General features: G+C 61.7%; 24 protein-coding genes. 15 read left to right on the top strand and 9 right to left on the bottom strand.

The window, feature by feature from the left end; translation table 11 throughout:
• Positions 1-166 precede the first annotated feature (166 nt).
• Entirely contained in the window at positions 167-925 is a 759-nt protein-coding gene (locus tag QRN41_RS23435; RefSeq protein ID WP_034095806.1) for a Nif3-like dinuclear metal center hexameric protein, read from the bottom strand.
• Between the two features lie 102 nt (positions 926-1,027).
• Between QRN41_RS23435 and algW the strand changes: the two genes are divergently transcribed.
• A complete protein-coding gene (algW, locus tag QRN41_RS23430; RefSeq protein WP_034095805.1) occupies positions 1,028-2,182 on the top strand; it encodes a Do family serine endopeptidase AlgW in 1,155 nt (384 codons plus the stop codon).
• Between the two features lie 112 nt (positions 2,183-2,294).
• Entirely contained in the window at positions 2,295-4,388 is a 2,094-nt protein-coding gene (locus QRN41_RS23425; protein WP_285422188.1) for a TonB-dependent siderophore receptor, read from the top strand.
• A gap of 5 nt (positions 4,389-4,393) precedes the next feature.
• Here QRN41_RS23425 and hemH read toward each other — a convergent pair whose 3' ends face one another.
• Positions 4,394-5,419 (bottom strand): ferrochelatase, encoded by a 1,026-nt coding sequence (gene hemH, locus QRN41_RS23420; protein WP_167417772.1) that lies wholly within the window; start codon positions 5,417-5,419, stop codon positions 4,394-4,396.
• Between the two features lie 14 nt (positions 5,420-5,433).
• Positions 5,434-6,333, bottom strand: coding sequence for a TIGR01777 family oxidoreductase (locus QRN41_RS23415; RefSeq protein ID WP_034111701.1), 900 nt, complete (start codon positions 6,331-6,333; stop codon positions 5,434-5,436).
• Positions 6,334-6,531: 198 nt separating this feature from the next.
• Here QRN41_RS23415 and QRN41_RS23410 point away from each other — a divergent pair, with 198 nt between their 5' ends.
• The 12 genes from QRN41_RS23410 to QRN41_RS23355 all read left to right on the top strand — a co-directional run bounded on the left by QRN41_RS23410 (position 6,532) and on the right by QRN41_RS23355 (position 16,527).
• Positions 6,532-7,518, top strand: a complete 987-nt coding sequence (locus tag QRN41_RS23410; protein ID WP_285422187.1) for an NAD(P)/FAD-dependent oxidoreductase — start codon at positions 6,532-6,534, stop codon at positions 7,516-7,518.
• Positions 7,515-7,730, top strand: coding sequence for a TIGR02450 family Trp-rich protein (locus tag QRN41_RS23405; RefSeq protein ID WP_034136808.1), 216 nt, complete (start codon positions 7,515-7,517; stop codon positions 7,728-7,730). Before QRN41_RS23410 ends, QRN41_RS23405 begins: the two co-directional genes overlap by 4 nt.
• A 112-nt stretch (positions 7,731-7,842) precedes the next feature.
• Positions 7,843-8,802, top strand: coding sequence for a YbgA family protein (locus tag QRN41_RS23400; protein ID WP_285422186.1), 960 nt, complete (start codon positions 7,843-7,845; stop codon positions 8,800-8,802).
• Between the two features lie 15 nt (positions 8,803-8,817).
• Positions 8,818-9,747, top strand: a complete 930-nt coding sequence (locus QRN41_RS23395) for a MerR family transcriptional regulator (protein WP_034111698.1) — start codon at positions 8,818-8,820, stop codon at positions 9,745-9,747.
• Positions 9,748-11,193 carry a deoxyribodipyrimidine photo-lyase gene (phrB, locus tag QRN41_RS23390; RefSeq protein ID WP_285422185.1) on the top strand — a complete coding sequence of 482 codons (1,446 nt, stop codon included), beginning with the start codon at positions 9,748-9,750 and terminating at the stop codon, positions 11,191-11,193. It begins immediately after the preceding gene.
• Complete coding sequence (locus QRN41_RS23385; RefSeq protein WP_034136806.1) at positions 11,186-11,608, top strand: nuclear transport factor 2 family protein; 423 nt, start codon at positions 11,186-11,188, stop codon at positions 11,606-11,608. Before phrB ends, QRN41_RS23385 begins: the two co-directional genes overlap by 8 nt.
• Positions 11,605-12,387 (top strand): SDR family NAD(P)-dependent oxidoreductase, encoded by a 783-nt coding sequence (locus QRN41_RS23380; RefSeq protein ID WP_034095795.1) that lies wholly within the window; start codon positions 11,605-11,607, stop codon positions 12,385-12,387. Before QRN41_RS23385 ends, QRN41_RS23380 begins: the two co-directional genes overlap by 4 nt.
• On the top strand, positions 12,384-13,631 hold the full coding sequence (locus tag QRN41_RS23375; protein WP_285422184.1) for an NAD(P)/FAD-dependent oxidoreductase: 1,248 nt from the start codon (positions 12,384-12,386) through the stop codon (positions 13,629-13,631). Before QRN41_RS23380 ends, QRN41_RS23375 begins: the two co-directional genes overlap by 4 nt.
• Complete coding sequence (locus tag QRN41_RS23370) at positions 13,628-14,437, top strand: DUF1365 domain-containing protein (protein ID WP_034095793.1); 810 nt, start codon at positions 13,628-13,630, stop codon at positions 14,435-14,437. Before QRN41_RS23375 ends, QRN41_RS23370 begins: the two co-directional genes overlap by 4 nt.
• Entirely contained in the window at positions 14,424-15,695 is a 1,272-nt protein-coding gene (locus tag QRN41_RS23365; protein ID WP_034136804.1) for an SAM-dependent methyltransferase, read from the top strand. The genes QRN41_RS23370 and QRN41_RS23365 overlap by 14 nt, the downstream gene beginning before the upstream one ends.
• On the top strand, positions 15,688-16,167 hold the full coding sequence (locus tag QRN41_RS23360) for a DUF2878 domain-containing protein (RefSeq protein ID WP_285422183.1): 480 nt from the start codon (positions 15,688-15,690) through the stop codon (positions 16,165-16,167). The genes QRN41_RS23365 and QRN41_RS23360 overlap by 8 nt, the downstream gene beginning before the upstream one ends.
• A gap of 54 nt (positions 16,168-16,221) precedes the next feature.
• Positions 16,222-16,527 carry a YkgJ family cysteine cluster protein gene (locus tag QRN41_RS23355; RefSeq protein ID WP_034136803.1) on the top strand — a complete coding sequence of 102 codons (306 nt, stop codon included), beginning with the start codon at positions 16,222-16,224 and terminating at the stop codon, positions 16,525-16,527.
• Positions 16,528-16,580: 53 nt separating this feature from the next.
• On the opposite strand, the gene QRN41_RS23350 is transcribed toward QRN41_RS23355, so the two are convergent.
• From QRN41_RS23350 to hemA, 6 genes are all read right to left on the bottom strand, one after another.
• Entirely contained in the window at positions 16,581-17,099 is a 519-nt protein-coding gene (locus tag QRN41_RS23350; protein WP_034136802.1) for an acyloxyacyl hydrolase, read from the bottom strand.
• Positions 17,100-17,210: 111 nt separating this feature from the next.
• The gene (gene murI, locus QRN41_RS23345) at positions 17,211-18,005 is read right to left on the bottom strand and encodes a glutamate racemase (RefSeq protein ID WP_285422182.1); all 795 of its coding nucleotides are present in this window, start codon (positions 18,003-18,005) and stop codon (positions 17,211-17,213) included.
• Positions 17,998-18,753 carry a molybdopterin-synthase adenylyltransferase MoeB gene (locus QRN41_RS23340; protein WP_285422181.1) on the bottom strand — a complete coding sequence of 252 codons (756 nt, stop codon included), beginning with the start codon at positions 18,751-18,753 and terminating at the stop codon, positions 17,998-18,000. Before QRN41_RS23340 ends, murI begins: the two co-directional genes overlap by 8 nt.
• Positions 18,747-19,577 (bottom strand): peptide chain release factor N(5)-glutamine methyltransferase, encoded by an 831-nt coding sequence (gene prmC / locus QRN41_RS23335; protein ID WP_034095787.1) that lies wholly within the window; start codon positions 19,575-19,577, stop codon positions 18,747-18,749. The genes QRN41_RS23340 and prmC overlap by 7 nt, the downstream gene beginning before the upstream one ends.
• The gene (prfA, locus tag QRN41_RS23330) at positions 19,578-20,660 is read right to left on the bottom strand and encodes a peptide chain release factor 1 (protein WP_034136799.1); all 1,083 of its coding nucleotides are present in this window, start codon (positions 20,658-20,660) and stop codon (positions 19,578-19,580) included.
• Positions 20,657-21,946, bottom strand: a complete 1,290-nt coding sequence (hemA, locus tag QRN41_RS23325) for a glutamyl-tRNA reductase (RefSeq protein WP_034136798.1) — start codon at positions 21,944-21,946, stop codon at positions 20,657-20,659. The genes prfA and hemA overlap by 4 nt, the downstream gene beginning before the upstream one ends.
• Positions 21,947-22,129: 183 nt before the next feature.
• Here hemA and QRN41_RS23320 point away from each other — a divergent pair, with 183 nt between their 5' ends.
• A complete protein-coding gene (locus QRN41_RS23320) occupies positions 22,130-23,854 on the top strand; it encodes a tetratricopeptide repeat protein (RefSeq protein WP_034095784.1) in 1,725 nt (574 codons plus the stop codon).
• Position 23,855: the final 1 nt, after the last annotated feature.

Below are 23,855 nucleotides of genomic sequence, written 5' to 3'. Positions count from 1 at the left end.
GAAAAACGATCTTATGGACGGCCAGCGGGCCGTGTTCGAGCGAGGCATGCTAGCACAGCAACTTCTTCTATTTAGGGCGCCAGCTAGACCGAAACGATATATGAATATGCCGTCAGGTTTGTGTGAAAGCAGGCATCCCCTCCCCCATCCGGGTCAGCGTTGTGGTTCAGATCGGGTTGGGGCAATCAATGAATAGATGTTCCAGGGCAAAGCGCCGCGCCAGGTAATCGCCCAGCGCCTGCACACCGTAGCGCTCGGTGGCGTGATGGCCGGCGGCGATGAAACTGATGTCGTTTTCGCGGGCGCTGTGGAAGGTCTGCTCGGAGGCTTCGCCACTGAGAAACAGATCGACACCGGCGGCAATCGCCTGGTCGATATAGCCCTGGCCGCCACCAGTGCACCAGCCGACGCGCCGGATCATCTCGCTGCCTTCGATCAGCAAAGGCTCGCGGCCCATGACGTCCTGCACGCGGCGAGCGAAATCGCGGGGGGATAGCGGCTCGGCGAGGGAGCCCACCAGGCCGACGACCTTGAGGTTGTCCGGGTCCAGCGGGCCTTCGACGGTGATATCCAACTGGCGCGCCAGCTGCACGTTATTGCCGACGTCGGGGTGCAGGTCCAGCGGCAGGTGGTAGGCCAGCAGGCTGATGTCGTGCTTGAGCAGGGTTTTCAGGCGACGCTGCTTCATGCCGGTGATGCACGGGTTTTCGCCTTTCCAGAAATAACCGTGGTGCACCAGTACCAGGTCGGCCTGGGCTTCGACGGCGGCGTCCAGCAGCGCCTGGCTGGCAGTCACGCCGCTGACGATGCGCATCACCTGCGGACGACCCTCGACCTGCAGGCCGTTGGGGCAGTAATCGGCAATTTTTGCACTGCCGAGGTAGCGGTCCGCTTCCTCGACGAGGGTGGTAAGGGGGACGGCCATGAAAGTCTCCTAAATATCCCGTTCAGAGGCGCGCTCAGCCTCGTATAATGCGCGACATTATGGGCGCTCCCCCGCCCCCTGCAACCTGTCAGGACTTACTTGATGCTCAAGGCGCTGCGTTTTTTTGGATGGCCATTGCTGGCCGGCGTGCTGATCGCGATGCTGATCATTCAGCGTTTCCCCCAGTGGGTGGGCTTACCCAGCCTTGATGTGAACCTGCAACAGGCCCCCCAGACCACCACGGTGGTGCAAGGCCCGGTGACCTACGCCGACGCAGTGGTAATCGCCGCCCCAGCGGTGGTCAACCTATACACCACCAAAGTCATCAACAAACCGGCGCATCCGCTGTTTGAAGACCCGCAGTTCCGCCGCTATTTCGGTGACAACGGGCCCAAGCAGCGGCGCATGGAGTCCAGCCTGGGTTCCGGGGTGATCATGAGCCCTGAGGGCTACATCCTCACCAACAACCATGTGACCAGTGGCGCCGATCAGATTGTGGTGGCCCTGCGTGACGGCCGCGAAACCCTGGCCCGTGTGGTGGGCAGTGATCCGGAAACGGACCTGGCGGTGCTGAAGATCGACTTGAAGAACCTGCCGTCGATCACCCTCGGTCGTTCCGACGGCTTGCGCGTGGGTGATGTCGCACTGGCCATCGGCAACCCGTTCGGGGTTGGCCAGACGGTGACCATGGGCATCATCAGTGCCACCGGGCGTAACCAGTTAGGTCTTAACAGCTACGAAGACTTTATCCAGACCGATGCCGCGATCAACCCGGGCAACTCAGGCGGCGCCCTGGTGGATGCCAATGGCAACCTGACCGGCATCAACACGGCGATTTTCTCCAAGTCCGGCGGCTCGCAAGGCATCGGATTTGCGATCCCGGTGAAGCTGGCGATGGAAGTGATGAAGTCGATCATCGAGCACGGCCAAGTAATTCGCGGCTGGCTGGGCATCGAAGTGCAGCCGTTGACCAAAGAGTTGGCCGAGTCGTTCGGCCTGACTGGGCGCCCAGGCATCGTGGTGGCGGGGATCTTCCGCGATGGCCCGGCGCAGAAGGCCGGCCTGCAATTGGGTGACGTGATTCTGAGCATCAACGGAGAACCGGCCGGCGATGGACGCAAGTCGATGAACCAAGTGGCGCGAATCAAACCGACGGATAAAGTCGCAATTCAGGTCATGCGCAATGGCAAAGAGATCAAGTTGTCAGCCGAGATCGGCCTGCGCCCACCGCCAGCCCCGGTAAAAGAAGAGGAATAACCGGCCGCCCCCAGGTGCCCGTTCGCGGGCACTTGCCAGCTGACATCTCATAGCGATTCATTCTCATTGGGCATGTTATATTGTTTCAATTAAATCATTGGAACGCTCTCTCATGCCGTCTCGAAAAATCGCTCCCATGGCCGGTCTGGCCCTAGGATTGCTGCTGGACCCTGCCTTCGCCGAAGACAACCGCCTGGAACTGGAAGCTATCAGCGTCACGACCGACGCTTATGAATCCGCCACCGGCCCGGTCACGGGCTACCGCGCCACCCGATCCGCCAGCGCGACCAAAACCGACACGGCTCTGCGTGACATCCCACAGTCCATCAGCGTGATTCCCGCCACGGTGCTCAAAGACCTGGGCAGTACCAACGTGGAACGCGCGCTGGAATTCGCCGGCGGGGTGTCCAAGCAAAACAACTTCGGCGGCCTGACCCTGTACGAATACAGCGTGCGCGGTTTCACTACGTCGGAGTTCTACCAGGACGGCTTCAGCGCCAACCGTGGCTACCCGAGCACGCCGGACACCGCCAATATCGAACGCATCGAGGTGCTCAAGGGCCCTGCCGCCAGCCTCTACGGGCGCGGCGATCCCGGCGGCACGGTGAATATCGTCACCAAAAAACCTCAACCCGAAGCCTTCACCACCCTGCAAGCCAGCGCAGGCAGTTGGGATCGTTATCGCACCGCACTGGACGTCAACACCCCACTGGATAGCGAAGGCAACGTGCTGTCGAGGGTCAACCTGGCGGTGGAAGACAACCACAGTTTCCGCGATCACGTCGGCAGCAAGCGGGTGTTTGTCGCGCCGTCGTTCAGCTGGCAATTGGACCCGGACACCACCCTGCTGGTGGAAAGTGAATTCGTGCGCCACAGCTCTACCTTCGACCGCGGCATCGTCGACGCTCCCGGCGTATCGCGCCGCACGTTCCTCGGCGAACCCAACGACGGCGATATCGACAACCACAACAACCGCCTGCAAGCGACCCTCGAACATCACCTCAACGACGCCTGGAAACTGCGCCTGGCCAGCCACTACAAACAAGGCAGCCTATGGGGCGATGCTTCGGAAAACCGGGCGCTGAATGCCGACGGTCATACCCTCAATCGCCGTTACCGCGAGCGCTCCATGGGCTGGCATGACAGCATCACCCAGCTGGAACTGCGTGGCCTGTTCGACATCGGCAGTTGGCAGCACGAATTGCTGGTGGGCACTGAATACGAGGACTACCGCAAGAGCGAACGCGTGACTGCGATCGCGGGCAGCTACCCCATCGACCTCTACAACCCGGTCTACGGCCAACCCAAACCCAATGGCGCTCACTCCGGCACTGACTTCTTCGAGCAGACTAAAAGCCACGCGTTGAACCTGCAGGACCAGATCATTTTCACCGACCGCCTGCGCGGCATGATTGGCGCGCGCTTCGAGCACTTCGAACAAACCCTCGACGACTTCACTCGTAACGCCCCAACCAGTCGACAAACCCACGACGCCCTCACCCAGCGCGCCGGGCTGCTTTACCAGCTCACGCCCGAACTCGGCGTGTTCGCCAACGCTTCAACCTCGTTCAAGCCCAATAGCGGCCTGGACGCCACGGGCAAAACCTTCAAGCCTGAAGAAGGCGTGGGTTATGAAGTGGGGATCAAGAGCGAACTGTTCGACGACCGCCTCAGCGCCACCCTGGCCGCGTTCCATATCGAAAAGGAAAACGTGCTGGCCCTGGACCCGGCCACCAACACCAATCGCGCCATGGGCAAGGCTCGCAGCCAGGGTTTCGACCTGCAACTGAGCGGGCAAGTGACCGACGCGGTGCGCGTGATCGGCGCCTTGGCCTATATCGACGCCGAAGTGACCAAGGGTGACAAAACCATTCCCACGGGCAGCCGCATTCTCGGCGTGGCCAAGCGCAGCGGCAGTCTATTGGGGGTGTATGAATTCCAGGATGGCGCCTTGCGCGGCTCGGATGTGGGCGCAGCGTTCACCTATGTGGGGGATCGCTCGGGTGAGGCCGGCGGTAGCTTTGAACTGCCCGCCTACCACACCGTCGATTTGCTGGCCCATTACAAGGCCACGCAAAACGTGACGGTGGGCCTGAACCTCAACAACCTGTTCGATGAAAAGTACTACGAGCGCTCCTACAGCAATTACTGGGTCAACCCCGGCGAACCGCGCAACCTCACGGTCAGCCTGACCCTCAATCTGTAACGCGCCTACAGTTGCTGCGGCGCGCGCTCGCACAGGGTATTGAGCGCCGCCGCCCACTGCGGGTCATCGTTCAGGCACGGCACCAATATCAGGTCCTCGCCCCCGGCCTCGCGGAATTGCTCGCGGCCGCGGTCGCCGATCTCTTCCAGGGTCTCGATGCAATCGGCGACGAACGCCGGGCACATCACCAGCAGTTTTTTCACACCTTGCTGGGCCAGCGCCTCCAGGCGGGCCTCGGTGTAGGGTTCGATCCATTTCGCGCGCCCCAGCCGCGACTGGAACGCCACCGACCACTTGCCCTCGGGCAAGCCCAGCCGCGCAGCGAAATCACGGGCGACACTGAAGCACTGTGCGCGATAGCAGGTGGCGAGCACCTCAGGCGAGGCATTCTTGCAGCAGTCGGCATCCTTGAAGCAATGCTGGCCGGTGGGGTCGAGCTTGGTCAGGTGCCGCTCGGGCAAGCCGTGGAAACTCAGCAGCAGGTGATCGTAATCCTGTTCCACATAGCGGCGCGCGCTCGCCGCCAATGCGTCGATGTACTCCGGCTGATCGTAGAACGGCTGCAGGATCGAAAACTGCACATCCAGTTTCTTATCACGCACCACGCGCTGGGCCTCTTCGATCACCGTGGTCACGGTGCTGTCGGCAAACTGCGGGTACAACGGCGCCAGCGTGACTTTGCGGATGCCCTGGGCGGCCAGGCGCGTCAGGGTGGTTTCCAGGGAGGGCTCGCCGTAACGCATCGCCAACTCCACCGGGCCTTGGGTCCACTGCGCGGTCATTTGCGCTTGCAGGCGACGGCTGAGCACCACCAACGGCGAGCCCTCGTCCCACCAGATCGATGCATAGGCATGGGCCGACTGCTCTGGGCGCTTGATCAGGATCAGCGACACCAGCAGGCGTCGCACCGGCCATGGCAAGTCGATCACATAAGGGTCCATCAAAAACTGATTGAGGTAGCTGCGCACATCGGCCACCGAAGTGGACGCCGGTGAACCCAGGTTGACCAGTAACAACGCGTGATCCGTCATGCAACATCCTATCTCTAGAGGCGGGTGGACAAGTCGTCCAGAGCCGCACGCAACTCAGTGAACTGGAAAGTGAAACCGGCCGCCAGCAAACGTTCCGGTACGGCCTTTTGGCCGCCCAACAACAACCCCGACAACTCGCCCAGCCCCACCTTCAACGCGAAGGCCGGCATGGGCATAAATGCCGGGCGATGCAACACTTGGCCCAGGGTCTTGGCGAACTCGCGGTTACGCACCGGGTGCGGCGCGCACGCATTATAAGGACCGTTGGCGTCTTGCTTGTGCAGAAGAAAATCAATCAGGGCAATTTGATCCTGGATATGCACCCACGGCATCCACTGGCGGCCATTGCCGATAGGCCCGCCCAGCCCCAGTTTGAACGGCAGCAGCAACCGCGACAAAAAGCCGCCCTCGGCAGCCAGTACCAGACCAGTGCGCACCAGTACCACGCGGATACCCAGGGCTTCGGCGCGTTGGGCGGTTTCTTCCCAGGCGATGCACAGCTGGCTGGGGAAATCGTCCTGCACCGGGCCACTGGCTTCGGTCAATTCGCGCTCGCCGCCGTCGCCGTACCAACCCACCGCCGAACCGGACACCAGCACTGCCGGTTTCTGCTCAAGGCCTTCGAGCCAGGCCAGCAAGGTTTCGGTAAGACTGATGCGGCTGCTCCACAACAGCGCCTTGCGCTTGTGAGTCCAGGGGCGGTCGGCGATGGGCGCGCCGGCCAGGTTGACCACCGCATCCACCGCGCCGATCACCTCTTCCAGGCGCGCAACGCCCAGTACTTGCGCGCCGCACAGCGACGCCACTTCCTCAGGATGACGGCTCCACACGGTCAGACGATGACCCTGGGCCAGCCAGTGTTGGCAGAGTTGGCGACCGATCAAGCCGGTACCGCCGGTCAGCAAAATATGCATGGGACGCTCCTCATGTAACGTTCGCCGCCGATCACTGGTCTATTTTATAAGCAGGGATCAATTCGAAGTCGGGCGTGGCGTAGGGTTAACCATAGGCCACGCCAACGGTTCAGGTACGCCAAAACTTATACCAAAAAACAATATTGTACAGCTATTGGTCTCGGCGTAGCCTGTACCCAACGGTAAATGAGGCCCACCATGACTCTACCCATCGCGATTATTGGTACCGGCATCGCCGGACTTTCCGCCGCCCGAGCGTTAAAAGAGGCCGGGCACCCTGTACAACTCTTCGATAAAAGCCGCGGCAGCGGCGGACGCATGTCCAGCAAACGCAGCGATGCTGGCGCGCTCGACATGGGCGCCCAGTACTTCACCGCCCGCGACCGGCGCTTCGCCACCGAGGTGCAACGCTGGCAGACGCAGGGCGTGGTCGATCAGTGGCAACCGCAGCTTTATCAATTCAAGTCCGGCCAGCTCACTCCCTCACCCGATGAACAGGTGCGCTGGGTCGGTACACCGCGTATGAGTGCGATCACCCGCGCATTGCTGGATGATTTGCCGGTGCAATTCGGCTGCCGCATCACCGAGGTGTTCCAAGGCAAACATCATTGGAACCTGCAGGACGCCGACGGCGGCAATCACGGGCCGTTCAGCCATGTCATCATCGCCACGCCCGCGCCCCAGGCCACTGCCCTGCTGGCAGCCGCGCCCAAACTGGCGGGCGTCGCCGCCGGTGTGAAAATGGACCCTACCTGGGCCGTGGCCCTGGCCTTCGACACCCCGCTGGACACCCCAATGGAGGGCTGCTTCGTACAGGACAGCCCCCTCGATTGGCTGGCGCGTAACCGCAGCAAGCCCGGGCGCGACACCACCCTCGACACCTGGGTGCTGCACGCCACCAGCGCGTGGAGCAAGGCTCATCTGGACCTGTCCAAAGAAGCGGTCACCGAATACCTGCACGGCGCGTTCGCCGAACTGCTGCACAGCGCCATGCCCGCACCGTCGTTCAGCGTGGCGCATCGCTGGCTGTACGCGCGACCGTCCAGCGCCCATGAATTCGGCGTGCTCGCCGATGCCGACCTAGGCTTGTACGTATGCGGTGACTGGTGCTTGTCCGGCCGTGTGGAAGGCGCCTGGCTCAGCGGGCAAGAAGCAGCGCGACGGCTGATCGAGCATCTGCAATGAATCGCATCAACCCGGCCAAATTGCTGCTGTCGAAGTGGACAGCAGCACACCCCCAAAACAAGGAAAAGCATTTTCTGGTCACCGAACTGTTTCGTGACGAAGAAGGCACCGTGTTGGAAATCGAGCTGCAAGCGGTCATGACGCGCCGGGGTGAACGCCTGCCGTGGCAAACCCTGCAAGACGCCGAGGCGTGGAAAATCGGCTGGCAATAATCTCAGCGCAAAAACTTATACAAATGATTTGACTTGTACAGCATCAAACCTATGATGAGATTTAGTTGTACAGGCACTCTTGTTTGTATAGGAATTTTGCAGAGGTTTGTTCATGTCCAGCATCACCAAACCGAAGATCGCCATCAGCGCCTGCCTGCTGGGCGAGAACGTGCGCTTCAATGGCGGACATAAACAATCCCTGCTCTGCTGCCAGACCCTGGCCGATTATTTCGACTTTGTGCCGCTGTGCCCGGAAGTCGCCATCGGCCTGGGCATCCCCCGTGAACCGATCCGTCTGGTGGGCGACCCTGCCCAGCCGCAAGCCGTCGGCACGGTGAACCGTGCCCTCAACGTGACCCAGCCGCTGGACGATTACGGCCGGCAGATGGCGCGCGAGCATACCGACCTGTGCGGTTACATCTTTATGCAGAAGTCCCCGTCCTGTGGCCTGGAGCGGGTCAAGGTGTATCGCGAGAATGGCACACCGGTGGATGGCGGCGGTCGCGGCATCTATGCCCAGGCGTTTTGCGCGCGCCACCCCAACTTGCCGGTGGAAGAAGACGGTCGCTTGAATGACCCGGTCCTGCGGGAAAACTTCCTCACCCGCGTATTCGTCTATGCCAGCTGGCAAGCACTGCTGGCCGAAGGTTTGAGCCGTCATCGCTTGCTGGCCTTTCATTCTCGGTACAAGTACTTGCTGATGGCTCACAGCCCGCAGCACTACAAAAGCCTCGGTCACCTGTTGGGCACGATGGATAAAAGTACCGAGCTGGATGAGCTGGCCAGCGTTTACTTCACTGAGTTGATGACCGGCCTGAAAAAATGCGCCACCCGCGGCACCCACAGCAATGTGCTGCAGCACATCAGCGGCTACCTGAAACAGGTGATCAGCGCCGACGACAAACATGAAATGCAGACCGTCATCGGCCAATACCGCCACGGCATCGTGCCGCTGGTGGTGCCGCTGACGTTGCTCAAGCACCACTTTCGTCAACACCCGGACCGCTACATTGCGCAGCAGGCGTACTTGCAGCCGCACCCGGAAAATCTCAGCCTGCGAAATGCGATCTAACCCATGAAAAGCGTCATGAACGCCGTCCTCCAAGACGAACCCGGCGAAGACATCGCCCAAGCCCTTGAAGACGGCTGGCTGCCGATCCGTGAAGTGGCGCGCCAGACCGGCGTCAACGCCGTGACCCTGCGCGCCTGGGAACGCCGTTACGGTTTGATCGTGCCGCAGCGCACGCCCAAGGGGCATCGGCTCTTCAGTGCCGAGCATGTGCAACGTATCCACACCATCCTGACCTGGCTTAATCGCGGCGTGCCGGTCAGCCAGGTGAAAAACCTGATCGACTCCGCCCAGATCACCCCCGACAGCGTTGCCAACGAATGGCAGAGTCTGCGCCAGACATTGGTGCAGGCCATCAGCGACTTGGCCGAGCGCCGGGTCGACGATGCCTTTAACCAGGCCATGGCGCTATACCCGCCGCGCACCTTGTGCGAGCAACTGCTGCTACCGCTGATCCAGGAATTGGAGCAACGCTGGCAGGGCCAGTTCGGCGCGCAGATGGAGCGGGTGTTTTTCCTGTCGTGGCTGCGCAGCAAGTTCGGCGCGCGCATTTACCACAACAATCGGCAATTGCACGGTGCGCCGCTGCTGCTGATCAACCAGTCCGACTTGCCGCTGGAGCCGCATCTGTGGCTCAGCGCCTGGCTGGCCAGCAGCGCCGATTGCCCGGTGGAAGTGTTCGACTGGCCGCTGCCGGCCGGCGAATTGGCCCTGGCGGTGGAGCACCTCAAACCGCGCGCCGTGCTGCTGTATTCGAGCAAAGCCTTGCAACTGCCGGCCTTCGCCAAACTATTGGGCGGTGTTGATTGCCCGACACTGCTGGTCGGCCCCACGGTGAGCATTCATCAGGCCGAGCTGGCGTTATTGAGCCATGACCTTGCGGATCTGTCCCTCGCCGAAGACCCGTTGTCGGCCCACCAGCTTATGCTCCAGCGTGGACTCGTCTAAATGCACCTGATCTGGCTGCGCACCGACTTGCGCCTTCACGACAATACCGCCCTGGCCGCTGCGAGCCAGCGCGGCCCGCTGGCAGCGGTGTACCTGATCACGCCCGAACAATGGCTGGCCCACGATGACGCGCCGTGCAAAGTGGATTTCTGGCTGCGTAACCTGCGGCACTTGAGCCGGTCCCTGGGCGAACTCAACATCCCGTTGCTGATCCGCACCGCCGCCACCTGGGACCAGGCACCCGCCGTGCTCCGCCAATTGTGCGGCGAGTTGGGCGTGGCGTCGGTGCACGTCAACGAGGAATACGGCATTCATGAAAGCCGCCGAGATGCGGCGGTGGCCACGGCGCTGGAAGCCGATGGGGTGACCTTCCACAGCTACCTGGATCAATTGTTTTTCCAACCCGGCAGTGTGCTGACCAAGAGCGGCACGTATTTCCAAGTGTTCAGTCAGTTCCGCAAAGTCTGCTACACCCGTCTGCACAGCGCCCTGCCGCGCCTGGTGAGCACGCCCAAGGCCCAGGCAAAACTGGCGATCAAAAGCGACACCGTGCCAGCCACCGTCGATGGCTTCGAACCGCCGAGCGAACGCCTACGCGCCCTCTGGCCTGCCGGTGAAGACGAAGCCCGACGCCGCCTGGAAACCTTCGCCGATGCGCAGATCAGCTATTACAAGGACGAGCGCGATTTCCCGGCCAAACCCGGCACCAGCCAGTTGTCCGCCTACCTGGCCGCCGGCGTGGTCTCGCCGCGCCAATGCTTGCACGCGGCGCTGCAAACCAATCAGGGCGAGTTCGAAAGCGGCGATATCGGCGCGATCACCTGGATCAACGAACTGCTGTGGCGTGAGTTCTACAAACACATTCTGGTGGGCTACCCCCGGGTGTCCCGTCACCGCGCCTTCCGCCCCGAAACCGAAGCCGTGGCCTGGCGCGATGCGCCCAAGGACCTGGCGGCCTGGCAAGAGGCGCGCACCGGTCTGCCGATCATCGACGCGGCGATGCGCCAGTTGCTTGAAACCGGCTGGATGCACAACCGCCTGCGCATGGTGGTGGCGATGTTCCTGACCAAGAATCTGTTGATCGATTGGCGCGAAGGCGAACGGTTCTTCATGCGCCATCTGATCGACGGCGACCTGGCCGCCAATAATGGCGGCTGGCAGTGGAGCTCTTCCACCGGCACCGACTCGGCGCCGTACTTCCGGATTTTCAGCCCGCTGAGCCAATCGGAAAAATTCGACAGCGAAGGCGTGTTCATCAAGCACTGGCTGCCGGAACTGGCCGGGCTGAATAAAAAGGAAGTCCACAACCCCGACGCGGTTGGCGGACTGTTTGGCGTGGCGGATTACCCGCGCGCCATGGTCGATTTGAAAAAATCCCGCGAGCGCGCCCTGGCGGCGTTTCGCAGTCTGCCGTCGCGCGAAGCGGTAGGAGGTGCCCATGAGTGATTTCCTGCGCCGTTTCGCCCAGACCTTCGCCACCCTGGACAAGCACAACCTGCACTTGCTCGACAGTCTGTACAGCAAGGACATCGCCTTCACCGATCCGCTGCACGAAGTGCACGGCTTGACCGCGCTGCACCGCTATTTCGAGTCGCTGTACGGCAACGTCAGCCAGTTACGCTTCGATTTCCACGGTTTCGATCAGGTCGCCGAGGGCGAAGGCTACCTGCGCTGGAAAATGAGTTTCTGCCACCCGCGCCTGGCCAATGGCAAGGTCATCCGCGTGGAAGGCTGCTCACACCTGATGTGGCGTGAAACGGTGTACCGCCATCGGGATTATTTCGATGCCGGGGCACTGCTGTACGAACACCTGCCCGTGTTGGGCAAGGTGATCAGTTGGCTGAAAAGGAGAGTGGGATGAACGCAGTGACGCCCCGTCGTTATTGGCTGACTGGCGCCAGCAGTGGCATCGGCGCCGCGCTGGCCGTGGAGCTGCTCAACAGCGGCGCCCAGGTGGCCTTGAGCTCGCGCACCAAAGAGCCGCTGGAGGCGTTGGCGCAGCGTTACCCTGGCCAAGTGCTGGTGGTGGCCGGCGACCTGACCAACAGCCAGACCGTGCGCGAAATCGGCGAGCACATCGCTCAGGTGTGGGGTGCGCTGGACACGGTGATCCTCAACGCCGGCACGTGCGAATACGTGGACGCCCGCCAGTTCGACTCATCGATCATCGAGCACGTCGTGCGCACCAACCTGCTGGCCAGCAGTTATTGCATCGAAGCCGCCCTGCCGTTGCTGCGCGCCGGGCTCACACCGCACCTGGTGGGCGTCGCCAGCGCCGTGACTTACCTGCCAATGCCACGTGCCGAGGCGTACGGTGCGTCCAAGGCCGGCCTGCGCTACTTGTTCGAATCGCTGCGCATCAGCCTGTCGCCGGAGAACATCGACGTTACCGTGATCAGCCCAGGCTTTGTCGACACGCCCCTGACCGAACGCAACGACTTCCCGATGCCCCTGAGCTGGCCCGCCGACAAAGCCGCGCGGCATATCTTCGCCAAGCTGAGCAAGCGTCCGTTGGAGATCGCCTTCCCCGCGCTGTTTATCGCCACCTTGTGGCCGTTGTCGAAACTGCCCAACCGCGCGCAATTGATCATCGGCAAACGCATGTTGCGCAGCCCACCGCCGAAAAAGGACGACCTGTGAAGATCGCCATTATCGGTAGCGGTATCGCCGGGCTGACCAGCGCCTATCTGCTCAGCCGCCGCCACGACATCACCCTGTTCGAAGCGGGCGACCGCATCGGCGGGCATACCCATACGGTCAACGTGACGGTGGAGGGCCAACCCTACGCGGTGGACACCGGTTTTATCGTGTTCAACGACTGGACCTACCCCAACTTCATTCGGTTACTGGGGCAGATCGGCGTGGCGTTCAAACCCACCGAGATGAGTTTTTCGGTGTGCGACGAGCGCACCCGGTTCGAGTACAACGGCAACAACCTCAACAGCCTGTTCGCCCAGCGCCGCAATATCCTTTCGCCAGGCTTCTGGGGCATGTTGCGCGACATCCTGCGCTTCAACCGCCAGGCTCCGCTGGATCTGCAAGAACAACGGATCAGCGCCGATATGACCCTGGGCGACTACCTCACTGCCGGCGGTTACGGTGAGCGCTTCGTGCGCCACTACATCGTGCCGATGGGGGCAGCGATCTGGTCGATGTCACTGGCGGACATGTTGGGGTTTCCGTTGCAGTTCTTTGTACGGTTCTTCAAGAACCACGGCTTGTTGTCGGTGAACAATCGCCCGCAATGGTGCGTGATCGAAGGCGGCTCCAGTGCTTATATCGAACCGCTGACGCGCGGTTTTCGTGAGCGGATCCGCCTGAACTGCCCTGTGCATAAAGTAGAACGCAACGAGGAGGGCGTGGTTATCCACAGCGCGTCCGGTAGCGAGACGTTCGACCGAGTGGTGTTCGCCTGCCATAGCGATCAGGCCCTGGCGTTGCTCGGCGACCCGAGCCAGGCCGAGCAGGAAATCCTCGGCGCCCTGCCCTACGCCGACAACGACGTAGTGCTGCACACCGACACACGCCTGCTGCCCGACCGCAGGCTGGCCTGGGCCAGTTGGAACTACCGGCTGACCGGCGACAGTCAGGCCCAGGCCGCCGTGACCTACGACATGAACATCCTGCAAGGCATCGACAGCGCCGCGACCTTTTGCGTGAGCCTCAACCAGACGGCGGTGATCAACCCACTGAAGATCCTCGCGCGCTTTACCTATGCCCACCCGCAATACAGCCTGGCCGCCGTCGCCGCCCAGCAGCGCTGGGAAGAACTGAACGGCGCCCGACATACCCATTATTGCGGCGCCTATTGGGCCAACGGGTTCCATGAAGACGGCGTGGTCAGCGCCCTGCGCGTGGCGCAAGCCTTTGGAGAGACCCTGTGAACAGCGCCCTGTACAGCGGCTGGATTGCCCACCGCCGGTTTGCGCCCAAGGCTCATGCCTTTCGCTACCGCATCGGCCTGCTGTACCTGGATTTGAGCGAAGAAGACCAAGTGCTCGGGCTCTCGCCCCTGGCCGGGCGTAGCCGCCTGGCGCCCTTCGGTTTTCGCCAGCAGGACTACCTGCGTGAGTTGACCGGCCACGGCATGAGCCTGAGCGATGCCGTGCGCCAGGAAGTCGGCAAGGCGCTGGGGCGCACACCCCAGGGCGTTATCTGCCTACTGACCCAGGCCCGCAGTTGGGGCCTGGCTTTTAATCCGGTGAGTTTCTTCTACTGTTTCGAGGCCGATGGGCAACTGGCCGCGATCCTGTGTGAAGTGACCAACACCCCTTGGCGCGAACGCTACCACTACGTGCTGCCGGCCCAGGCCCTGGGCGCGGACGAGCACCAGCATTTCGCCGTGGCCAAGGCGTTCCATGTGTCGCCGTTCCTGCCGCGAGACCTGGAATACCGCATGAGCTTCAGCCCGCCGGCCGAGCGGCTCGGCGTACATATGGCCGACTGGCAGGGCGAGCTGAAAGTCTTCGACGCCACCCTGAGCCTGCACAAAGAGGCGCTGACCCGCGCCAGTCTGCACCGCTACCTGGGACGTTTTCCGTGGATGACCGCCAAGACCTGCCTGGCCATTTACTGGCAGGCCCTGCGCCTGTTGCTCAAACGCACACCGATTTTCTCCCACCGGGCCGCCGATGGCGCCTCTCGCACCGCCGTCGGGTATACCAAGGAACATCGCCATGAAATCCCCTAGCTTATCGGTCAAGGCCAGCCGCCTGAACGTCAACGGCATGACCACCGCGCTACTGCGCAAGGGTGTGCTGCGCCAACTCAGCCAATTGCGCCATGGCCAGTTGGTGGTGATCGAGGACGGTGAACGCCAAGTGTTCGGCGCACGGGAAGCGCACCTGTTGGGGGAAATCCAGATCGTCGATCCGGCCGTGTGGGGCCTGGTGGCGGCCAACGGTTCGATCGGCGCCGGCGAAGCGTTTATCCATGGCTACTGGACCAGCCCGGACCTGACCGCCGTGGTGCGGGTGATGGTCAGCAACCTGGACGTACTCGACGCGCTGGAAGGTGGCCTGGCCCGCCTCGCCCGCCCGCTGACTCAGAGCCTGCACTGGCTCAATCGCAACACGCGCGAGGGCTCGCAAAAAAACATCGCCGCCCACTACGACCTGGGCAATGAGCTGTTCGAACAATTCCTCGACCCGACCATGATGTACTCGGCGGCGCAATTTCTGACGGCCGACGACACCCTGGAACAGGCGCAACTGAACAAACTGGAGCGTATCTGCCAGAAGCTTGCCCTCAAACCCAGCGACCATTTGCTGGAGATCGGCACCGGCTGGGGCAGCATGGCGCTGTATGCCGCGCAGCACTATGGCTGCAAGGTCACCACCACGACCCTGTCCAAGGAACAATTTGCGTACACCGAACAACGCATCCAGGCGTTGGGCCTGCAAGATCAGGTCACCCTGCTGCTAAGGGATTATCGCGATCTCACGGGCGAGTACGACAAACTGGTGTCCATCGAGATGATCGAGGCTGTGGGTCATCGCTTTCTGCCCACCTACTTCAAGCAATGTGCACAGTTGCTCAAGCGCGACGGCCTGATGTTGCTGCAAGCCATCACCATCCGCGAACAGCGTTTCGAGCAAGCCAAACGCAGCGTGGATTTTATCCAGCGCTACATCTTCCCCGGCGGCGCCCTGCCCTCGGTGCAGAACATGCTGCAGATCGTCAGCCGCGACACCGATATGAACCTGCTGCACATGGAAGACTTCGGTCTGCACTACGCAAAAACCCTGCGCCTGTGGCATGAGAATTTTCGCCGCGCCCATGGCCGCCTGACGGAACTGGGCTACGACGAGTACTTTCTGCGGTTGTGGGAGTTCTACCTGTGCTACTGCGAAGGTGGCTTTATGGAGCGCACCATCGGCACCGCTCAGTTGCTGCTGGCCAAACCGGCGGCGATCAACCCTCCGCTGCTCGGGCGCTTCAATGCTTAAAAACCTGGCCAACGCCGCGCTGTTCCAGTGCGGCTGGTTTGCCTGCGTGCTGGGCGGCGACGGCCCCTGGTTGCTGATTGGCGTGGGGGTGCTGGCCGTTCATCTGCTGTGGATAAGTTCTTGGGCCAAGGATGGCGCGCTGATCATTGGCGTGACCGTGGCGGGTACGCTGCTGGACACATTACTGCGAGCGCTGGGTGTGTTTCAGTTCAGCGAACCAGGGCCCTTGATCCCGTTTTGGCTGATGCTGCTGTGGGCGCTGCTGGCCACCACGTTGCGTCATTGCCTGGCATGGAGCGCACGGCCCTGGTGGCGAGCCGCCGTATTAGGCGCAGTCGGCGGGCCGCTGTCGTATTACGCCGGCAGCCAGTTGGCAGGCGTGGAATTCGGCTTTGACGTGGCGCCCACGCTGACCGGGCTGGCGCTGCTGTGGGCCGTGGTTTTTGTCGGGCTGCATCGATTGGCACGCTGACGTCTGTCAGACCTTTCACACCCGAGACTCGCTCATGCCTTACACTGCGCGCCTATGACCAACATCCCCCACATCCAAATCGCTGACCCCGCCGTCACCTGCTCTACGTGTGCGGCGTGCTGCTGCCAGCTGGAAGTCATGCTGATTACCGACACGGGCGTACCTGAGCGCTATATCGACACAGACGATTGGGGCGGTGAAGTGATGCTGCGCCTGGACGACGGCTGGTGTGCGGCGCTGGATCGGGACACGATGATGTGTACGATTTACGAGCGGCGCCCGCTGATTTGTCGGGAATTCGAGATGGGCGCACCGGAGTGCCTGGAAGAACGCCAAGGGATTGCGACGGCGTATATCTGATCGCAATGCGGGAGGGCACAAGCCGCCCCCGCAGCGTTTTGCGATGCGGGTGATTACAACGGCATGGTGTAGTGCAGCGAGTAGCTCTCTACCCCATCGTTGTTACTGCTGATACCGGCGTTGGAATAATGGGTGGCGCGAATGCCCACTTCATGCCCACCGGTAAAGCGCAGCCCGAAACCCAAACGGTCTTCAAACTGAAAAGCCTGGCCGATGTTGTTGTCTTCCAGCTTGGTACGGGAGAAAACAGCAACGCCGATGCCGGCCTCGATGTACGGTTTAACCGATTGCCCGGCAAATTCGTACACAAACACCGGTGAGAACGACAGACTGCTGGCGCCTGCGCGGTCATCACCTTCCCAGTACGTGTAAGCACCGCTCCAGTAACCGGTCAGGCGACCTACATCGCTTTGCATCCAACTCTTATCCCAATCCGAAGTCAGCCCCAGGCGGTAAGTCAACGTCGAATCGCTGGTGGACCCCAGACCGAATTCGAGGCCGGCGGCCTGCGCCGAAAACGAGTGTCCTACAACGGCGGCCGCAATCGCAGCCAAACAGAACAAGCGCTTCATTAAACGTTCCTTCCGAACAAGTTTGTATGGTGTTTTGTACAAGCAATCTCGCTATAGAAGCCTGCGCAGAGCCAGAAGTTCAGCTTCTAATCACGAAATTTCACGAAATTTTCACGAGCCGAAGCTTCGCACGATTCCGGGATGTTTCCATAGTGTCGGTAGGATATTTCTTAGGTGAGACAGATCGCCGCTGGTCCAGAACTGCGCGGGAGCAGGTTTTCCGTCGGCCAACAGGTCACGCTCGCCCAATAAGCGCTTGAGCTGCCGTGCCACTGCGGCGCCAGTATCGATGAGGATGACGCTCGGCGGCAGCATTTGCGCCAGCATCGGTTTAAGGAAGGGGTAGTGGGTACAACCGAGGATGATGGTGTCGCAACCGGCACTGAGCAGGGGGTCGACGTAGCCCCGTAACAACTGGCGCAGGGCCGGGCTGCTCAGATCGCCGGTTTCAATCAGCTCAACCAGGCCTGGGCATGGCTGGGTAACTACGCGCACGTCAGTGGCAAAACGGTCGAGCAGCGCCGCGAACTTGGCACTTTGCAGGGTGCCGGTGGTGGCGAGCACGCCGACCACGCCACTGCGGGTCGCGGCGGCAGCGGGTTTGACGGCGGGCTCCATGCCCACCAGCGGCCAATCGGGGTAGTCCAGACGCAGGTCGGCGACGGCGGCTACCGTCGCCGTGTTGCAGGCAATTACGAATGCCTTGGCGCCCTGCTCGCGGAAAAACGCCGCCACCCGCCGCGAACGCTCGCGAATAAAGGCCGGAGTTTTCTCGCCATAGGGGATATGCCCGCAATCGGCAACGTAGAGTAGCGACTCGTGGGGCAGCAGTTGCTGGATTTCCTCCAGCACCGACAGGCCACCGACACCGGAATCGAACACACCGATCGGCGCATCCTTACCCATGGCGAGTCCCGCAGACACTGCAGCCAGGGTCGCGCTTGACCCGCAGCTCGCGGAAACGCGTGGTCAAGGCATCGATCAGCAATAAACGCCCGACCAACGGCTCGCCAAAACCGGCCAACACCTTCAGGGCCTCCAGGGCTTGCAGGCTGCCGACCAAGCCCACCAGCGGCCCGACGACACCGGCTTCGCTGCAGGTCAATTCGGCGTCGCTGCCGTGCCCATATAAACAGTGGTAGCACGGGCTGTCGGCGCGACGGGGGTCAAACACCGACAGTTGCCCTTCCAGGCGAATCGCCGCGCCGCTGATCAACGGCTTCGCGGCGGCGACACAGGCGGCATTGACCGCCTCGCGGGTAGAGAAGTTGTCACTGCAATCGAGCACCACATCCACTTGAGCCACGGCAGCGGCCAGCGAATCGGCATCCAGCGCGGTGCGATGGGGCACCAGTTGGATGTCGGGGTTGATCGCGCACAAGCGACGCATGGCCGAGTCGACTTTGGTCTGCCCGACACTGTCAGTGTCATGGATGATCTGGCGTTGCAGGTTGGTCAGGTCGACCGTGTCGAAATCCGCCAAATGCAACTGGCCAACGCCCGCAGCGGCCAGGTACAGCGCTACCGGCGCGCCCAGACCGCCAAGGCCGACAATCAGGGCACGGCCGTTTTTGAGGCGCAATTGCCCGTCTATGTCGACATGCTGCAACAGAATCTGTCGGCTATAGCGCAACAGCTCCTGATCGGTCAGCACGGCCGGCGCCCTAAGGTGATACGTTCGTGCCCGCCAAGGTCGACGCGGCTGTGCACTTGCTCAAAACCTTGGCTCTGCAAAAGGTCGCGTACCGCAGGGGCTTGATCGTAACCGTGCTCCAACAGCAACCAGCCACCCGCATTCAGGTGGGCGGGCGCGTCCTGGATGATCAGCCGCAGGTCATCCAAACCATCATGGCCCGCCACCAGGGCGCTGGCGGGCTCGAAACGCACGTCGCCGGCCACCAGATGCGGATCGTTGTCGGCGATATACGGCGGGTTGCTAATGATCAGATCGTAGGAGTGCCCGTGCAGGGCGCTGAACCAATGGCTGTTGAGTACCGTGGCGTTATTCAAGTGCAGACGCTGGCGATTGCGTTCGGCCAGGGCCACCGCTTCCAGCACGCGGTCGACCGCAGTCACTTGCCAGGCCGGGCGCTCGCTGGCCAGGGCCAGGGCAATCGCGCCGCTGCCAGTGCCCAGGTCAAGCACGCGGGCAGGCGTGGCCGGCAATAATTCCAGCGCCGCTTCCACCAGCATTTCGGTCTCGGGACGCGGGATCAGCGTGTGCGGCGCCACTTCAAGGTCGAGTTTCCAGAAACCCTGCTGGCCGAGAATATAGGCCACCGGCTCGCCCGCGCGGCGGCGTTGCAGGTAGCCGGCAAACGTCAGCGCGTCTTCGCTGCTGACGATTTTTTCCGGCCAGGTGTGCAGATAGCTGCGCGATTTGCCCAGGGCCGCAGCCAGTAACAATTCGGCGTCCAGGCGCGCGGTGGGCGAATCCGGCAGGTCGGCGGCGCGCAACAGGCTGGCGATGATGGTCATTTATTCACCTATGGCCGCCAATTGATCGGCCTGGTATTCGGCGAGCAACGGCTCGATCACCGCTTCAACGCCGCCGGCGAGGATTTCGTCCAGGGAATACAGGGTGAGGTTGATCCGGTGATCGGTCACTCGGCCCTGGGCGAAGTTGTACGTGCGAATGCGCTCGGAGCGGTCGCCCGAGCCCACCAGCAGCTTGCGCTCAGTGGCGATCGCATTGGCGGCGGCGCTGGTCTGCTGGTCGTTGAGCTTGGCCGACAGCCAGGACATGGCACGCGCCCGGTTCTTGTGCTGGGAGCGCTCTTCCTGGCACTCCACCACGATGCCCGACGGCAAGTGGGTGATACGGATCGCCGAGTCGGTCTTGTTGACGTGCTGGCCGCCGGCACCGGACGAACGATAGGTATCGATGCGCAAGTCGGCCGGGTTGATCTCGATGGCTTCCTGTTCATCCGGCTCGGGCAGCACCGCGACGGTGCAGGCCGAGGTGTGGATGCGGCCCTGGGACTCGGTGGCCGGCACCCGTTGCACACGGTGCGCGCCAGACTCGAACTTCAGCTTGCCATAGACATTGTCGCCTTCGACGCGGGCGATGACTTCTTTATAGCCACCGTGTTCGCCTTCGTTCTCGGACAGAATCTCCACACGCCAGCCGCGACGCTCAGCGTAGCGCGAGTACATACGGAACAGGTCGCCGGAGAAGATCGCCGCCTCGTCGCCACCGGTGCCGGCGCGGATTTCGAGGAACACGTTGCGTCCGTCGTTGGGGTCCTTGGGCAGCAGCATGCGTTGCAGGTCGCCTTCCAGCTCGGCGAGTTTTTCCTTGGCCTCGCGGACTTCTTCCACGGCCATTTCACGCATGTCCGGGTCGCTGTCCTTGAGCAGCGCCTGGGCGCCTTCAAGGTCGGCCTGCACTTTCAGCAGGTTCTTATAGGTGGCGACCACGGGCTCAACTTCGGCGTATTCCTTGGAATAGGCACGGAATTTGGCTTGATCGGCGATGACCTCGCCATCGCCGAGCAAGGCGGTCAGTTCTTCGAAACGGTCCTGGAGCACGTCCAGTTTATTGAGCAGTGACGCTTTCATTGCAGTTTTTTATCCGAAGAGCTGTCTGACGCGCCCTCTCCGAGGGCAAAAAGTTCCTGGGCCATGGCCAGCGCATCGAGGCGGCCTTCGGCGGTCAATTTTTTAAGTTGCACACTGGGTGCATGGAGCAATTTGTTGGTCAGGCCACGCGCCAACTGCATCAACACCTCTTCGGCACTGCCGCCGTTGGCCAGCGAGCGCTGGGCCTTGAGCAGTTCTTCGTCGCGCAGGCGTTCACCTTGCTGACGATACGCCTTGAGCACATCCACCGCCGCCAATTCACGCAGGCGCACCATGAAATCTTCGGCGCCGGTGCTGACCATTTCCTCGGCGGCCTGGGCTGCGCCCTGACGAGTCTTGAGGTTCTCGGCGACCACTTCGTGCAGATCGTCGACGCTGTACAGATAAACATCGTCCAACTCGCCGACTTCGGGCTCGATATCCCGAGGAACGGCGATATCTACCATGAAAATCGGCTTGTGCTTGCGCAGCTTCAGCGCGCTCTCAACCGCGCCTTTGCCCAGGATCGGCAACTGACTGGCGGTGGAGCTGATAACGATATCGCTGCGCACCAGTTCGGCCGGAATATCCGCCAGCAGCACCGCATGGGCGCCGAACTGTTCGGCCAGGATACTGGCGCGCTCCAAGGTACGGTTGGCCACCACGATACGCTTGACCCCCAGGTCGTGCAGGTGACGAGCGACCAGGGTGATGGTTTCTCCGGCGCCGATCAGCAGCGCCTGGCTGCGTTGCAGGTCACTGAAAATCTGCTTGGCCAGGCTGACGGCCGCGAACGCCACGGACACCGGGTTTTCGCCGATCGCCGTGTCGGTGCGCACCTGCTTGGCGGAGTTGAACGTGGCCTGAAACAGCCGACCCAGCAACGGACCGACGGTGCCGGCTTCGCGCGCCACGGCGTAGGCGGATTTCATCTGGCCCAGGATCTGCGGCTCGCCCAACACCAGCGAATCGAGACCGGCCGCCACACGCATCATGTGACGAACTGCCGCATCCTCTTCATGCACATAAGCGCTGGCGCGCAGCTCGTCGAGGCTCAAATGGTGATAATCGGCCAGCCAGCGCAGGATGACATCCGCAGAGAGATGTTCCTGTTCTATATAAAGCTCACTGCGATTGCAGGTCGAAAGGATCGCAGCTTCGCGACTGTCGGTGAGCCGGCAGAGCTGCTGCAAGGCCTCAACCAACTGCTCAGGCGTAAACGCCACGCGCTCGCGCACGTCTACAGAGGCAGTCTTGTGGTTAATACCGAGTGCGAGGAAGGCCATTCAATATCGCTGATGATGTCGGGAAGCCGGCGATTGTCCTACTTCGAAAGATTCAGAACAACCACCGTCGTCTATTGTCCCTATACCTTGTGCCTATAAAAGACACGCACTGAGACTCGGTTATGTTTGGCCGAAGGCTTGTGTCATGATGATCCGACCGCAGGTTAGTCGTCCTCTTCCTATATGAATAGATCTTCCGCGTTGCTCCTTGCTTTTGTCTTCCTCAGCGGCTGCCAGGCCATGGCCCCCGTGCAGCCGGACGGTACGCCGCCGACAGAAGACAGCACCCCCGCCCCTGAAAAGCCCAAGGTTTACTCATCGTTCAGCGAAGAAACGGTGTACAGCCTGCTGACCGCGGAGCTGGCCGGCCAGCGCAATCGCTTCGATATTGCGCTGGATAACTACGTGACCCAGGCCATCAATACGCAGGACCCGGGGATCTCCGAGCGCGCGTTTCGCATCGCCGAGTACTTGGGGGCCGATCAGGCGGCGCTGGACACGTCGCTGATCTGGGCGAAAAACGCCCCTGACGACTTGGAAGCACAACGGGCGGCGGCCATTCAGTTGGCGCGGGCCGGGCGCTATGACGACTCCATGGTGTATATGGAGAAAGTCCTGCAGGGCAAGGGTGACACCCATTTCGACTTCCTGGCGCTGTCGGCCGCCGACACCGACCAGGACACCCGCAATGGCCTGATGAACAGTTTCGACCGACTGCTACAGAAGCACCCTAAAAACAGCCAGCTGATTTTCGGCAAGGCCTTGCTGCTGCAACAGGATGACGAAGCCGAAGCAGCGCTGAAGCTGCTGGAACAAAACCCGCCGGATGAGGGGGAAATCGCCCCAATTCTGCTGCGCGCACGCTTGCTGCAGAATCTCAATCGCGGCAAGGAAGCGATTCCGTTGCTGGAAAAAAGCATCAAGAAGTACCCGGAAGACAAGCGCCTGCGCCTGACTTACGCACGTATGCTGGTGGAGCAGGACCGCATGGAGGACGCCAAAGTGCAGTTCGCCAATCTGGTCCAGCAATATCCGGACGACGATGAACTGCGCTATTCCCTGGCCCTGGTATGCCTGGAAGCCAAAGCCTGGGACGAGGCCAAAGGGTACCTGGAAGAGCTGATCGCCCGGGAAAGCCATGTGGATTCCGCGCACCTGAACCTGGGCCGCATTGCCGAAGAGCGCAACGACCCGCAGGCAGCCCTGCTCGAATACGCTCAGGTCGGCTCCGGTAACGATTACCTGCCGGCCCAACTGCGCCAGGCCGATATCCTGATGAGCAACGGCCGCACCGATGAGGCGGAAAAACGCCTGGCCGCCGCGCGGGATGCCGAGCCGGACTATGCCATCCAGTTATACCTGATTCAGGCTGAGACCTTATCGGCCAATAGTCAGGGTGATCGCGCCTGGAAAGTGCTGCAACAAGCCCTGTTGCAATTCCCCGACGATTTGAACCTGCTGTACACCCGCGCCATGCAGGCGGAAAAACGCAATGACTTGGCGCAGATGGAAAAAGACCTTCGCCTGATCATCAAGCGCGACCCGGACAATGCCATGGCCCTCAACGCCCTGGGTTACACCTTATCCGATCGCACCACGCGCTACGACGAGGCCAAGGCGCTGATCGAACAAGCGCACAAACTCAATCCGGAAGACCCGGCCGTCCTCGACAGCCTCGGTTGGGTGAATTACCGCCTGGGTAATCTGGATGAAGCCGAACGCCTGCTGCGCCAGGCGTTGGAGCGCTTTCCCGACCAGGAAGTCGCGGCCCACTTGGGCGAAGTGTTGTGGGCCAATGGCAAGCAGCGCGAAGCCCGTCAAATCTGGGAAAAGTTCCTCAAGGAACAACCCGAAAGCCCCATCCTGCGCAGCACCATCAAGCGCCTGACCGGATCCGAGACCCTTTAAA

The organism is Pseudomonas sp. efr-133-TYG-23, assembly GCF_030209215.1.
Taxonomy (GTDB): Bacteria; Pseudomonadota; Gammaproteobacteria; order Pseudomonadales; family Pseudomonadaceae; genus Aquipseudomonas; species Aquipseudomonas rhodesiae.
The sequence above is the reverse complement of the archived record's forward strand: the minus strand, read 5'-3'. Positions and strand labels throughout refer to the sequence as shown.

Bases quoted from the DNA above. Each gene is read 5' to 3' on its own strand.
- QRN41_RS23435 (WP_034095806.1), bottom strand. From the start codon at position 925: ATGGCCGTCCCCCTTACCACCCTCGTCGAGGAAGCGGACCGCTACCTC.
- algW (WP_034095805.1), top strand. From the start codon at position 1,028: ATGCTCAAGGCGCTGCGTTTTTTTGGATGGCCATTGCTGGCCGGCGTG.
- QRN41_RS23425 (WP_285422188.1), top strand. From the start codon at position 2,295: ATGCCGTCTCGAAAAATCGCTCCCATGGCCGGTCTGGCCCTAGGATTG.
- hemH (WP_167417772.1), bottom strand. From the start codon at position 5,419: ATGACGGATCACGCGTTGTTACTGGTCAACCTGGGTTCACCGGCGTCC.
- QRN41_RS23415 (WP_034111701.1), bottom strand. From the start codon at position 6,333: ATGCATATTTTGCTGACCGGCGGTACCGGCTTGATCGGTCGCCAACTC.
- QRN41_RS23410 (WP_285422187.1), top strand. From the start codon at position 6,532: ATGACTCTACCCATCGCGATTATTGGTACCGGCATCGCCGGACTTTCC.
- QRN41_RS23405 (WP_034136808.1), top strand. From the start codon at position 7,515: ATGAATCGCATCAACCCGGCCAAATTGCTGCTGTCGAAGTGGACAGCA.
- QRN41_RS23400 (WP_285422186.1), top strand. From the start codon at position 7,843: ATGTCCAGCATCACCAAACCGAAGATCGCCATCAGCGCCTGCCTGCTG.
- QRN41_RS23395 (WP_034111698.1), top strand. From the start codon at position 8,818: ATGAACGCCGTCCTCCAAGACGAACCCGGCGAAGACATCGCCCAAGCC.
- phrB (WP_285422185.1), top strand. From the start codon at position 9,748: ATGCACCTGATCTGGCTGCGCACCGACTTGCGCCTTCACGACAATACC.
- QRN41_RS23385 (WP_034136806.1), top strand. From the start codon at position 11,186: ATGAGTGATTTCCTGCGCCGTTTCGCCCAGACCTTCGCCACCCTGGAC.
- QRN41_RS23380 (WP_034095795.1), top strand. From the start codon at position 11,605: ATGAACGCAGTGACGCCCCGTCGTTATTGGCTGACTGGCGCCAGCAGT.
- QRN41_RS23365 (WP_034136804.1), top strand. From the start codon at position 14,424: ATGAAATCCCCTAGCTTATCGGTCAAGGCCAGCCGCCTGAACGTCAAC.
- QRN41_RS23360 (WP_285422183.1), top strand. From the start codon at position 15,688: ATGCTTAAAAACCTGGCCAACGCCGCGCTGTTCCAGTGCGGCTGGTTT.
- QRN41_RS23355 (WP_034136803.1), top strand. From the start codon at position 16,222: ATGACCAACATCCCCCACATCCAAATCGCTGACCCCGCCGTCACCTGC.
- QRN41_RS23350 (WP_034136802.1), bottom strand. From the start codon at position 17,099: ATGAAGCGCTTGTTCTGTTTGGCTGCGATTGCGGCCGCCGTTGTAGGA.
- murI (WP_285422182.1), bottom strand. From the start codon at position 18,005: ATGGGTAAGGATGCGCCGATCGGTGTGTTCGATTCCGGTGTCGGTGGC.
- prmC (WP_034095787.1), bottom strand. From the start codon at position 19,577: ATGACCATCATCGCCAGCCTGTTGCGCGCCGCCGACCTGCCGGATTCG.
- prfA (WP_034136799.1), bottom strand. From the start codon at position 20,660: ATGAAAGCGTCACTGCTCAATAAACTGGACGTGCTCCAGGACCGTTTC.
- hemA (WP_034136798.1), bottom strand. From the start codon at position 21,946: ATGGCCTTCCTCGCACTCGGTATTAACCACAAGACTGCCTCTGTAGAC.
- QRN41_RS23320 (WP_034095784.1), top strand. From the start codon at position 22,130: ATGAATAGATCTTCCGCGTTGCTCCTTGCTTTTGTCTTCCTCAGCGGC.